Annotated in this window: 13 protein-coding genes; 7 read left to right on the forward strand and 6 right to left on the reverse strand. The window is 61.3% G+C overall.

Translation table 11 applies throughout. The features are described 5' to 3' along the window. Nucleotides 1-162: 162 nt before the first annotated feature. From trmD to B0H98_RS14455, 4 genes are all read right to left on the reverse strand, one after another. The gene (gene trmD / locus B0H98_RS14440; RefSeq protein ID WP_106375768.1) at nt 163-924 is read right to left on the reverse strand and encodes a tRNA (guanosine(37)-N1)-methyltransferase TrmD; all 762 of its coding nucleotides are present in this window, start codon (nt 922-924) and stop codon (nt 163-165) included. A gap of 62 nt (nt 925-986) precedes the next feature. After that, on the reverse strand, nt 987-1,532 hold the full coding sequence (gene rimM / locus B0H98_RS14445) for a ribosome maturation factor RimM (RefSeq protein WP_106375769.1): 546 nt from the start codon (nt 1,530-1,532) through the stop codon (nt 987-989). Nucleotides 1,533-1,573: 41 nt separating this feature from the next. Continuing rightward, nucleotides 1,574-1,822 (reverse strand): 30S ribosomal protein S16, encoded by a 249-nt coding sequence (gene rpsP / locus B0H98_RS14450; protein ID WP_009724081.1) that lies wholly within the window; start codon nt 1,820-1,822, stop codon nt 1,574-1,576. A gap of 301 nt (nt 1,823-2,123) precedes the next feature. After that, nucleotides 2,124-3,110: a LacI family DNA-binding transcriptional regulator gene (locus B0H98_RS14455; protein ID WP_106375770.1), complete on the reverse strand. Its 987-nt coding sequence runs from the start codon at nt 3,108-3,110 to the stop codon at nt 2,124-2,126. Between the two features lie 195 nt (nt 3,111-3,305). On the opposite strand from B0H98_RS14455, the gene B0H98_RS14460 reads away from it, so the two are divergent. From B0H98_RS14460 to B0H98_RS14480, 5 genes are all read left to right on the forward strand, one after another. Further along, nucleotides 3,306-4,346, forward strand: a complete 1,041-nt coding sequence (locus B0H98_RS14460) for an ABC transporter ATP-binding protein (protein WP_106375771.1) — start codon at nt 3,306-3,308, stop codon at nt 4,344-4,346. Then, nucleotides 4,343-5,476 carry an extracellular solute-binding protein gene (locus B0H98_RS14465; protein ID WP_106375772.1) on the forward strand — a complete coding sequence of 378 codons (1,134 nt, stop codon included), beginning with the start codon at nt 4,343-4,345 and terminating at the stop codon, nt 5,474-5,476. Before B0H98_RS14460 ends, B0H98_RS14465 begins: the two co-directional genes overlap by 4 nt. A 67-nt stretch (nt 5,477-5,543) precedes the next feature. Beyond that, entirely contained in the window at nt 5,544-6,422 is an 879-nt protein-coding gene (locus B0H98_RS14470) for an ABC transporter permease (protein WP_244183188.1), read from the forward strand. Continuing rightward, entirely contained in the window at nt 6,419-7,231 is an 813-nt protein-coding gene (locus B0H98_RS14475; RefSeq protein WP_106375773.1) for an ABC transporter permease, read from the forward strand. The genes B0H98_RS14470 and B0H98_RS14475 overlap by 4 nt, the downstream gene beginning before the upstream one ends. A gap of 31 nt (nt 7,232-7,262) precedes the next feature. Then, entirely contained in the window at nt 7,263-8,030 is a 768-nt protein-coding gene (locus tag B0H98_RS14480; RefSeq protein ID WP_106375774.1) for a metallophosphoesterase, read from the forward strand. 72 nt (nt 8,031-8,102) lie between these two features. Here the strand turns inward: B0H98_RS14480 and ffh are convergent, their stop codons facing one another. Continuing rightward, entirely contained in the window at nt 8,103-9,527 is a 1,425-nt protein-coding gene (gene ffh / locus B0H98_RS14485; RefSeq protein WP_106375775.1) for a signal recognition particle protein, read from the reverse strand. 210 nt (nt 9,528-9,737) lie between these two features. Here ffh and B0H98_RS14490 point away from each other — a divergent pair, with 210 nt between their 5' ends. Together B0H98_RS14490 and B0H98_RS14495 are read left to right on the forward strand one after the other, a co-directional pair. Then, nucleotides 9,738-10,535 (forward strand): cytochrome C assembly family protein, encoded by a 798-nt coding sequence (locus B0H98_RS14490; protein ID WP_106375776.1) that lies wholly within the window; start codon nt 9,738-9,740, stop codon nt 10,533-10,535. A gap of 85 nt (nt 10,536-10,620) precedes the next feature. After that, nucleotides 10,621-11,898: an HlyC/CorC family transporter gene (locus B0H98_RS14495; protein ID WP_106375777.1), complete on the forward strand. Its 1,278-nt coding sequence runs from the start codon at nt 10,621-10,623 to the stop codon at nt 11,896-11,898. Here B0H98_RS14495 and B0H98_RS14500 read toward each other — a convergent pair. Further along, complete coding sequence (locus B0H98_RS14500) at nt 11,895-12,509, reverse strand: 1-acyl-sn-glycerol-3-phosphate acyltransferase (protein WP_106375818.1); 615 nt, start codon at nt 12,507-12,509, stop codon at nt 11,895-11,897. The genes B0H98_RS14495 and B0H98_RS14500 overlap by 4 nt on opposite strands. Nucleotides 12,510-12,559 lie beyond the last annotated feature (50 nt).

Here is a 12,559-nt window from a genome sequence, read left to right on the forward strand (position 1 = left end):
TAAATAACGTAATGGCTTGCCACGCAGTTGTGGAAGGGGCAAACCGTGATCCCGGCGCTCGAAACGAGCTTCGCGGGAGTCGTTATGGGTGACGCAGGTACGCAGGCAAGTTGCCTTGTTCGCCCTGCACCGCCGCTCTGATCCATGTAGTTGAAAAACAACCTACCTGGCGGATAGAGCGTGTTCCTCGATAAACTCGTTCAAAAGCCGCTGCTGCTCGGCATCAAGCGTACGCCCTTCCAGAAGGTCCGGGCGGCGCTGCCACGTGCGGCCTAACGACTGCTTCAAGCGCCAGCGCTTGATGGCGGCGTGATTACCGCTTAGCAGCACATCCGGCACGTGCTTCCCGTCGATGACTTCCGGACGGGTATAGTGCGGGCAGTCCAGCAGACCGTCGTTAAACGAGTCTTCGATAGCGGAGTCCTGATGCCCCAATACGCCGGGTACCAGCCTTGCCGCCGCGTCGATCAGTACCATGGCAGGCAGCTCACCGCCACTCAACACATAGTCGCCAATCGACCATTCTTCATCGATGTCACTTTCCACCACGCGCTCATCAATACCTTCATAGCGCCCGGCAACCACCACAAGGGGGCCTGCCGCCGCCAGTGCCTGTGCGCCTTTCTGATCCAGCTTGCGCCCCTGGGGCGAAAGGTAGATCACGGTCGGCACAAGGCCGGTTGCCTGATGTGCACGTTCACGCGCGTCACTGATTGCATGACGTAGCGTATCGACCTTCATCAACATGCCCGGGCCACCGCCGTAAGGGCGGTCATCCACGCTGCGATGGCGGTCGGTGGCATAATCTCGCGGATTCCAGAACTCGAGTGAAATACGCTGCTTCTCGACCGCACGACCCACTACGCCTTGCTGCGTAAGGGCATCGAACATCTCGGGAAACAACGACACCACGCCGATCCACATCGCGGGCGCATCCACGTTACTGCCAGTTCCCGACGCCTGCGCATCGAAGAGTGTGTCACTGCTCAAAACTCAGGATCCCAGTCAACGACCATACGGTCATCTTCAAGGCTGATTTCGACAATCACATCATCAGGCAGAAACGGTAGTAGCCGCTCGCGCTTGTCGATCGCGTCCTCATCACCGCGAACCACCATGACATCGTTGGCGCCGGTTTCAAACAGGTAGCTTACCCGTCCCAACCGCTCGCCGGCTTGAGTGAAAACAGCCAGGCCTTCAAGCTCATGCCAGTAATACTCATCGGCTGCAAGCGCAGGCAGTGCATCCTTGGGCAGTACGATATCCGTCTGGGCCAGTGCTTCGGCCGCATCCCGGTCATCCACGCCTTTCAATTGCACTACAAGGCCCTTGCCCTGCCGACGTCCCTGAACAATGGTCATCCGCGTCAGGGTTTCCCCCTTGCGCACCCACCATTCGGGGTAGTCCAGAATGCTGTCCATGGGGTTGGTGTAGGAATACACCTTGAGCCAACCTTTCACCCCGTGAGGGCTAGTCAGCTTGCCTAACACCACGTGCGTGTCGTCAGTATGGCTTGTTTCTAAACGCGTCATCGACGACCTCGACTTACAACATCAGACTCAAGCGAACAGGCTCAGGCCTGTTTACGCGCTTCTTTAACCAGCTCAGCAACACGACCAGACAGCTGGGCGCCTTGGCTCTGCCAGTGAGTAACACGCTCGAGATCAACGCGCAGACGCTCTTCCTGACCACGGGCAACCGGGTTGAAGAAGCCGATACGCTCGATGAAACGGCCGTCACGGGCGTTACGCGAGTCGGTAACAGTCAGGTGGTAAAAGGGACGCTTCTTGGCGCCACCACGTGCCAAACGAATGGTAACCATACGATAACTATCCTTCGGTTGAGGTTACGAGAGTGGGAAGTAGCGAAGACCGCTATCAGAACACTCATCATGCTGTTTTCTGGGTACTTTTATCACTTACAAGCAAGTGAAAAGGGAGTACTTTAAGCGCTTCAAGGGCGGATATCGCGGCGATGCTTGCGCATATATCGCCAACACCCACGCATGAAGAGGCCGCATTCTACGCAAATGTGCCCGGCTTGGAAAGCCTGACAGCCAGAAAACTCACAATACGTCAACCGCCGCTGCACGCGGATAATCGTTGGTATGCAGCCATTCAAGGTCAGGCGCTGGTACGCTCGACCAGCGTAACGCCGACTCTCACCACCTGCGTTGCTCGCCCCGGGGTCTGCAGTCGGGCTTTCAGCAATTCAAGCGCTGCGTGCGCCGTCTCACTCACCGGATTGCGCACGGTGGTCAACGGGCAGCGCCCCAGAGCCGCGCCCGGCACGTCGTCGAAGCCGGTCACTGCCAGGTCGTCCGGTACCTTTATACCGCGCTGGGCGGCGGCGTCCAGCACTCCCAGTGCCATAGCGTCATTGGCACATATAATGCCATCAAGACCCAACCCGGCATCCAGAAGCCGCCCGCCCTCGATTACCCCACTTGCCTGGGAGAAATCTCCCCGTCGCCGGGTCAGCAGCGTCACGCCGTGATCAGCAAGCGACGCTTCAAGCGCCCGCCCGCGCTCCTGGTCCGAGAAGGTATCCAGCGTGCCACCCAGCCAGGCGAGACGCCGGCGTCCCTGCCCGGCCAGCCGTGCGGCGAGCAGGCGCATGCCTTCTTTATTATCACAGCACACCGCATCGGTTGCGCTTTTCTCCAGCACCCGACCGATCAACACCAGCGGTGCGCCTGAAGCGCGGCACCTATCAGCAATTTCCCGGCTGACCAAGCCGGCAGCGACAATCGCGCCATCCACCTGATAGGCCAGAGCGTGGTCAAGCATCTCGGTAAGACTGCCCCCCTGAACCGCCAGGAGCAGCGGCTGATAGCCTTGAGTACTCAGCGCCTTGACCAGATGCTCCAGCAGCCAGGCCTCGTAAGGCCTGGATATTTCACCTACCACCACCGCGATCAGCCCGGTGCGCTGGCCAGTCAGCCCGCGGGCGATCAGGTTGGGCCGATAGCCAAGGCGCTGGGCGACGCTGTGCACATGCTCACGTTTGCGCATCGAAATCGATGCGCCGGGCGTGAACGCACGCGACACCATGGCGCGCGACACTCCCGCGGCCCGAGCCACGTCATCCGCCGTTACCCGCATGGGCATGTCCCGCCTGCTCTAGAGAGTTCAAGCATCCTTTAACGCTCTTTTCGCCTGATGACGCCGCCATCCTAGCACCCCTCAAGCGCTCATAACGTGTTTTAAAACGTACATCAAAGCGTCACGCAGGCGTTCTAGGATACCTCCATCCGCAATTTTGCACGCGCTTTCAAAACGGAGTGAACAGCATGGAGTCCGCTTATGAGCACTGAAGCGCTGACCCTCAACAACGTGACGGTAGACCTGGGCCGACAGCGCATCCTGGACGACATTCATCTGGACGTATCGCCGGGAAGCTTTACCTGCCTGCTCGGGCCTTCAGGCTGTGGCAAGACCACGCTGCTGCGCGCCATTGCCGGCTTCACACCGTTAAGCCGCGGCGAGATCCGCCTGGGCCGCCGCGCGCTCACCCACTTGCCACCGGAAAAGCGCGAGACGGCGATGGTGTTTCAGTCCTACGCGCTCTGGCCGCACATGAGTGTGGAAGAAAACCTTGGCTACCCGCTGAAGCTGCGTGGCGTTACGCGCACCGAGCGCCGGCGCAAGGTGGCCGAGATGCTTGCCCGCCTGGAGCTTTCCGGTTTCGAGGAACGCGCCGTCACAAAGCTTTCCGGCGGGCAGCGCCAGCGCATTGCCCTGGGTCGCGCCCTGATCATCGACCCGCCACTTCTGCTGCTTGATGAGCCACTCTCCAACCTGGACGCCGCCATTCGGCGCAGCTTGCGCAGCGAACTGCGCCGCCTGCAGAAATCGCTGGGAATCACCACCATCATGGTGACCCACGATCAGGAAGAGGCGCTGCAGATGGCCGACCAGATCGTGCTGATGCGCGCAGGCCACGTGGTTCAGGTCTCGACCCCGCAAACGCTTTACCAGCAGCCCGCCGACCTGGGTGCGGCCCGCTTTCTGGGGGTTGATAACACCGTTACCCGTACCCCTCAGGACCCGATGGGTGAAAGCGGCGCCGTTACCTTCGGCTTTCGCACCCGCGATGCGCACCTTGACGCGCCGCCCTGCCCCCAAGCGCTCATCCGCAAGGGCCGCGTCACTGAATGCGTGTACACCGGCGATGGCTATCACGTCTTGATCGATACCCATGACGCCGAGCTCTTCGCCACCTCCGCGACCCCTGTTGCACCGGGTACCTTTGCCGCGCTTCAGGTGCCCGAATCGGCTCTTATTCCCTTCGGGCCGGATGACCGGCATCTGCCGCCACTTGATCGACACGAGGATATCGCATGAAACCCCTAGCCCTTACGCTTGGCCTGCTGACCAGTGCGGTCGCTGCCCCTGCCATGGCCGCCACAACGCTCAACGTGTTCACGGCGGGTGATGACAACATGGTCGAGTACATCAACGAGTTTCTCGCCCCGCGCTTTGAGGCCGAACATCCGGACGTTCGCGTTCGCGCCCTCGGCACGGGCCCGGGTGATGCTGGCAGCCAGGCCATCTACGAAACCTTGAGCGCCCAGCGCGAAAACGCCACCTGGGGCGTGGACGTGGCGGTCATTCATCAACGCATGGCGGGGCAGATGGCAGAAGAGGGCCTGCTGGGGGCTTATGTGGATAGCCTGCCGACGGGAGAGCTTGCCAGCGCAGCAAGTGCCCGCAATGCGCTGGGCGTCGATGTGGAAGGCTATGTGATGCCGATGTTCCAGAGCCAGATTGCCATCGCCTACAACCCGGCACTGCTGGGGCAGCCCCCGCAAAGCTATCAGGCGTTGGCCGAATGGGCCGAAGAGCATCCGGGGCAGTTTGGTTACAACGGCATAACCGGCGGCATGGCGGGCGTGGGGTTCGTGTTTGGCTGGATGTACGCCTTCACCGACATGATGGACACCCTGCAGAACGGCCCTTGGGAAGAGGACGCACCTGAGCACTGGGCAGAGGCACTCGATCAGCTGCGCACCTTCAATCAGCACGTCACCCTGACACCCGGCAATGCCGGCACCATGGATGCCATGAACCGTGGCGAAATCGCCATGGGTCCGGTGTGGATGGACATGTACTACACCTGGATGGCCGATGGCCGCCTGAACCCGGACTTTCGCCTGCTGCTGCTGGAACCCGGCATGCCGGGTCAGCCGATGTACTACGTGATTCCCGAGCGCGCCGAACACGCCGAGCTTGCTGCCGAGTTTATCGCCCTCGCCACCAGCCCCGAAGTTCAGGCGGAAGGCATCGTGGGCCGGTTCAACTGGTTTCCCGGCATCGACGCCGAGCACGTGCGCGACGTGCTGAGCGACGCGCAGTGGGCGCAGCTCTACTCTGACGTAACGCCGGAGACACTGGCCGAGCGCGGTTTGTCCATGCCCCAGGCCGACTACTTCCGCGCCATTCTGGAAGCCTACGAAAGCCATGTCAGCCACTAGGTGAACGGCCCGCCTGCCATGATCCACCCTGGAGGGCCTTGCGCCCTCCTTCATTACGGAAGTCCTCATGACAATGTCGTCTCAAGCCTACTCACTGCCTGCCCCGCGAAAGCGGCTGCCTCGCATACGTTTGGGGGTGCTGCTGGTCCTGCCGGCGCTGACGGCCATCACGCTGCTGTATGCGCTGCCGCTGATGCGCTCGCTGGTCACGGCCTTTCGTGACGGCAGCGGCGCCTGGACCACCGAACACGTGGTACGCGCGTTTTCGCTTTATGGTCGCGACATGCTGTTCTCGATGGGCGTGGTATCGGCGTCGCTTGCACTTATCGCGGTCATGTCCATCGCGATTGCAGGCTATCTGACGCTGGGCGCGACGCCCTGGGCGGTGCGTGTATTGCGCTGGCTTTACCGCTGGCCGCTGTTTATTCCATTTGTGGTCACCGGCCAGATCGCCCGTTCGTTTCTGGCCACCAACGGCATGATGAATAACGTGCTGGTGGAAACCGGGCTGATGGCATCAAGCAGTGCCCAGAGCTTTCTTGACTGGCGCGGCCTGGTGCTCACGTTCGCCTGGAAGCAGATTCCATTTGTCACGCTGCTGCTGGCTGGCGCCATGGCGGCGGTCGAGCGCAGCCATATAGAAGCCGCACGTAACGCAGGCGCCAGCCGCCTGCGCTGTCTGTTCGAGATCGTGCTGCCCCAGGCCGCGCCCACGCTGTGGGTGGGGCTGATTCTCTCGATGGTCGCCATGCTCTCGGTGCTGTCGGTACCAATGATGCTGATCGCAGGCAACCCCACCATGATGACCTCGATGATGGCTCACCGCATTACCTACTACGGCGACTACGGTATCGCCAACGCTCTAGGGCTCTTCTCCTACGCGTTGACCGCCGTGACGGCGTGGTTCTACCTGCGCCTGACCCTGCGCCGGGAGGCCGGCGCATGACCATCGCCAGGATCGCCTCTCCACTCGTGCTGGGCGCGCTACTGGGCCTGGTCGCGTTTATCGTGTTCGGGCCGCTTCTGAACCTTGCCATGTGGGCGTTTGCCGAGCAGTGGTTCTACCCCAACCGGCTGCCCACGGGCTGGGGCTTCTCCTTCTGGGAGCGCGTGTTTCGCCCCCGCGCGGGCGCCTGGACCTCGCTTTTCAACACCGTACTGGTGGCCTGTGCGGCCGTTGCACTCTCCATGGCGCTGGCGATTCCCGCCGGCTACGCCCTGGCCCGCCAGGCGCTGCCGGCGCGCAGCGTGATCATGCTGCTGTTTCTGCTGCCCCAGGCATTTCCCAACCTGCCGATTTTCGTCAACATCGCAGCGATCTTCTACCAGTGGGGACTCAACGGCACGCTGGTGGGCGTAGTACTGGTGCACGCTCTGCCGGGGCTTGTATATGCCGTGTGGATCGCCACCGCGACGTTCTCGGCCGTTGACCGCTCGCTCGAGGAAGCCGCGCGCAATCTGGGGGCGTCGCCTCTGCGCAGCTTTACCGATATCACCCTGCCCCAAGCCCTTCCGGGGCTACTGGCCGCATCGATCTTCGTGTTTCTGGACAGCATCGATGAGTTCACCGGCACCTTCTTCGTGGGCGCGCCGGAGATCACCACGCTGCCGCTTCTGATGTTCAACGCCTCCATGGGCGGCAACTATCAGGTCGCGGCGATTACCGCTCTGATTCTGCTGATTCCATCGGTGGGGTTCATGCTGGTGATCGAGCGGTTTCTGAAAGCCGATGTCCTGTCCCGCGTTGGCCGTTAAGCCGATCGCCTATTGAGTGAGCCTTACCGTCATGCTGATTGCCCATTTATCCGATTTACACCTGTATACCAGGCGCTCCGAAACCGGCCAGGCCCGGGCTGATATCCGCTGCGTCGTTGAGCAGATCGTAAGCGACCTGCTGAGTCTCGAACCTCGACCGGATCTGGTCGTGATCAGCGGCGATCTGGCCGATGGCGGCACGGACGAGGACTACCGGCTGATCCGCCAGCTATTGGCACCGCTGCCCATGCCCATCATGGCAGTGCCCGGCAACCACGACCGCCGGGAAGCGATGCGTCATATCCTGGGCGAGCGTCTTGCAGGATTGCAGGCGGGCAGATTTCTGCATTCGCGAGTGGATGTCGGCGGGGTAACGCTGCTGGGCCTGGATTCGGTGATTGTCGGCAAGCCTCAGGGCGCGCTGTGCAGCGAGCGTCTGGACTGGCTTGCACGTGAGCTTGAAAAGGCAGAGCCGCTGACCTTTCTGATCATGCACCACCCGCCCTTCATGACCGGCAACCCCCATTGGGACGCGTACAGCTTGATCGAGGGCCAGGAGCGCTTCATGGCCATTATCGACGCCTCGCCCAAGCGCATACTCTGCGGGCATATTCATCAACCGCTGCATATACACTGGGGGGCGCACTACGGCGCCATCGCCGGCAGCCCGGCGTTTCAGTACCACCTGGTGCCCGGCAGCACGGCAGCACCTACTGAAAGCCAGGTGGCCTACTCCTACCCGCTGCACCACTGCCAGCCGGACGGCAGCGTGCTGGTTCACCTGCGCCATGTAACATAAAAGCCAGCACCCGAAGGTGCTGGCTTTCAGAGTGCGGGCCTTGCCGGCCCGCCACAGGGTACAAGCCTGCGCCTAACGCCAGGGCAGGCCACCCGGGCCACCCATACCGCCGCCCATGCCACCCATACCACCGGGGCCGCCAGGGCCACCGCCGCCGCCCATCATGCCGGACATGCCGCGCATCATCTTCTGCATGCCGCCTTTCTTGCCGGCTTTCTTCATCATCTTCTGCATCTGCTTGTGCTGCTTGAGCAGGCGATTCAGGTCCGGCACTTGAAGGCCGGCACCTGCCGCGATGCGGCGCTTGCGCGAGCCGTTGATGATATCCGGCGCGCGGCGCTCCTTGGGCGTCATGGAGTTGATCAGCGCTTCAAGCTTGCCAAGCTCCTTTTCAGGGCCTGGGCCCTGAGCCATTTCCGCCATCTGGCCCATGCCGGGCAGCTTGCCCAGAAGCCCGCCCATGCCGCCCATCTTCTTGAGCTGCTGAAGCTGGTCGCGGAAGTCTTCAAGATCAAAGCCATCGCCCTTCTTGACCTTGCTGGCAAGCTTGGCGGCCTTGTCCTTGTCGACGGTGCGCTCGGCTTCCTCGATCAGCGAGAGCATGTCGCCCATGCCGAGGATGCGCGACGCCACGCGGTCCGGGTGGAAAGGCTCGAGCGCGTCGACCTTCTCACCCACCCCCATGAACTTGATGGGCTTGCCGGTAATGTGGCGAACCGACAGCGCCGCACCGCCGCGGGCATCACCGTCGGCCTTGGTGAGAATCACCCCGGTCAGCGGCAGCGCATCGTGAAACGCCTTGGCGGTATTGACGGCATCCTGACCGGTCATCGCATCGACGACGAACAGCGTCTCCTGCGGCGAGATGGCCTTATGCAGCGCCTGGATCTCCGCCATCATGGCTTCATCGATGGCCAGGCGGCCGGCGGTATCCACAAGCACCACGTCATGGAACTGGATCTTGGCGTGCTTGATGGCCGCTTCGGCGATATCCACCGGCTTCTGGTCGGAGCGCGAGGGGAAGAAGTCGACCTCGACCTCCTTGGCCAGCGTCTCCAGCTGGTCGATAGCCGCCGGACGGTAAACGTCCGCCGAAACAACCAGAACCTTCTTCTTCTCGCGCTCGCGAAGATAGCGTGCAAGCTTGGCCACCGACGTGGTCTTACCCGCACCCTGCAGACCCGCCATCAGCACGACCGCCGGCGACCCCTTGAGCGTCAGGCCTTCGTTGGCCTCGCCCATGATCGCCTCGAGCTCCTGCTGGACGATCTTGACGAACTGCTGACCGGGCGACAGGCTCTTGGAAACTTCCTGCCCCACGGCGCGTTCGCGCACGCGCTCGATAAAGGCCTTGACGACCGGCAGCGCCACGTCGGCTTCGAGCAGCGCCTTGCGCACTTCGCGCAGGGTGTCTTTGATATTGTCGTCGGTCAGGCGTGCCTGACCCTTGATCGACTTCAGCGTCTGGGAAAGACGCTCACTGAGATTCTGGAACATGGGGCCTCTCTGCCTCCGTCGCTGTCGCCGGGCGCCTACGCCCCTGGACTGATGTGCAGGGATTATACGCGCTCAGGCCTTTAGTCTCCATGGCTGTGCGCGTTGGCTAACCATGGCTGTGCGATACGGCTTCGATTGGTTATAGTAGTCAGGACTACTCTAACCTGACTGTATTCACTGCAACGCGCGGCCTCGCGCACGGATAGCATCATGCAGGCGCTGCCTTTCGCCACCATCGCTTTTATACTCTATGTTGCCGCTGCCACCTGGCAGGGCATGACGCTTTTCCGTCGCGTACCGTCTCGCCAGGGAATGGTGCGCGTGCTTGGGGCGCTTGGGCTACTGCTGCACATTCCGGTGGTGGTGGAGCTGATGAGCCAGGCCCCGGGCCTGCTGCCCGGTTTTACCACCAGCGCCACCCTGTTCATGGCCGTGGCGGTTAATGTGCTGCTGGTCGCGAGTCTTTTCAAGCCGGTGCTCAATGCAAGCATCGTGCTGTTTCCGCTGGCGGGTGTGGCGCTGATCAGTGCCACCTGGCTGCCCAATCACGCAGGCCATACCGGCCTGACACCGGGCATTCTGCTTCACGCCGTAAGCTCGGCGCTGGCCTTTGCGATGCTGGCCATTGCCGCCGCCCAGGCAGTACTTGTGGGCCTGCAGAACCAGGCGCTGCGCCATCATCATATTCGCGGCATCGTGCAGTCGCTTCCGCCCCTGACCACCATGGAACGCGTTCTGTTCGAGCTGGTGTGGGCGGGTGTCGTGCTGCTCACGCTCTCGATTGCGAGCGGGTTTATCTTTCTGGATAATATTTTTGCCCAGCATCTGCTGCATAAAACCGTACTTTCGCTGGGCGCCTGGGTCATCTTCACTACGCTGTTGATAGGCCGTTACCGTTTCGGCTGGCGTGGCATGCGCGCAGTACGCTGGACGCTGGGTGGTGGTGCTCTTCTGGTACTGGCCTATTTTGGCAGCAAGTTCGTGCTTGAGATTCTGCTCAATCGTTAAGATGTATACGCGGCCATGGTGGTCTTGACAGGCCACCCCCCAACTTCTACAAATCGAGCTTGATACGGCTAAAGGAATTTTCGACTTGAGCGATGACTTCCCTCTGGGGTTACTGTTCGGCCTGCTAGGCTTGCTTGTACTACTGTCTGCCTTCTTCTCCAGCTCTGAAACCGGCATGATGTCGATCAACCGCTACCGCCTGAGCCATCAGGCCAACAGCGGGGATCGCCGCGCCAAGCGGGTCATGCGCCTTCTGACCCGGCCAGACCGGCTGATCGGCGTCATCCTGATCGGCAACAACTTCGTCAACAACCTGGCCGCCTCGATTGCCACCATCATCGCCATCCACTTTTTCGGCGATGTCTCGGGTCCGGCCATCTCGACGGCGCTTTTGACCATCACCATTCTGATCTTTGCCGAGGTCACGCCCAAGACTTACGCGGCGATCAAACCCGAGCGGATCGCCTACCCGACGTCCATGGCGCTGGAACCACTTTTAAAGCTGCTCTACCCGTTGGTGTGGCTGGTCAACATGATCTCCAACGGACTGCTGCGAATACTCGGCGTGAAGAGCGTGGAGAACGGTGGCGATAGCCTTACCCGCGATGAGCTGCGCACCGTGGTACATGAAGCCGGCACGCTGATCCCCTACCGCCACCGGGCAATGCTGCTGTCGATCCTTGATCTCGAGAACGTCACGGTCAATGACATCATGGTGCCCCGCCACGAAGTGCTGGGCATCGACCTGGACGATTCGCTGGAAGATATCCTGACCCAGATCCGCACCAGCCAGCATACGCGCCTGCCGGTCTACAAGGGTGATATCAACAACATCATCGGCATGCTTCATCTACGCAACGCCGCGCGTTTTCTATCCCGCGATGAAGTCACCAAGGCGGCTATCGTTCAGGAGGCCCGCGAGCCCTACTTCATTCCTGAATCCACACCGCTGCACACTCAGCTGCTCAATTTTCAGAAGCAGAAGCGGCGTATCGGCATCGTGGTGGATGAGTATGGCGACGTAGACGGGCTGGTAACGCTTGAGGATATTCTGGAAGAGATCGTCGGCGAGTTCACTACTGACGTTTCCGAAGACGATGAGATTCATCAGCAGGACGACGGTAGCCACGTCATTGAAGGCACCGCCAATATTCGTGAAATCAACAAGATGCTTGGCTGGCACCTGCCAACCGACGGGCCGAAAACGCTCAACGGCCTGATTCTCGAGCACCTTGAAGCCTTCCCGGAAGGCTCGGCATGCCTGCAGATCGGCAATACGCGCATGGAAATCCTGGAGATTCGCGACAACCTGATCACGTCGGCCCGCTGCTGGCAGAAAATCCGCCTGCCCCGGCGCGCCTAGTCAGCAGGGTGGTGGCCGATGTCCTTGTCGGCTGCCGCTTTCAGGCCGCGCACCTGATCTTCCAGGTAGCTGCGTAGCGCCACACCACCAATCATTTGCCTATCAATTGGCGGCCCGAAATGCAGGCTCACCGGTGCTCTAAAGCGGCTGGGCCACTTTTTAAGCGCCTTGCCACCAAAATGCGATGTCCACGAGCCCCAGAGTCCGGCAAGCCCTGCAGGAATTACCGGCACGTTGTCGCGCGCCAGAATGGTTTCCAAGCCGCGTCTAAACGCGTGAATTTCACCGTCCGGGGTCAGCCTGCCTTCGGGAAATACCATGACTACTTCGCCATGCTGAAGAGCGCGGCTGACGTCATCGAGCGTGCGGCGCAAGGCACCGGGGCTGCGCCGCTCGGACTCGATAGGGATGGCGCCGACCAGTTGAAACCACCACTTGAGCCCCGGCGAATCAAAAATCGGCTGATCCATCACAAAGCGCAGCGGCCTGGGGCTTGCGCCCCCCAGCACCAGCGCGTCCATGAAGCTTACGTGATTGCATACCACCAGGGCTGCGCCCTGCTTGGGTATATGGTGGCTCCCACGGATGCGCAGCCGATAACACAGCCGCATGGCCAGATAAATCAGGCAGCGTAGAACATGACGAACCGCCTTGACCCACC

Source organism: Vreelandella songnenensis (genome assembly GCF_003002925.1).
Lineage (GTDB): Bacteria > Pseudomonadota > Gammaproteobacteria > Pseudomonadales > Halomonadaceae > Vreelandella > Vreelandella songnenensis.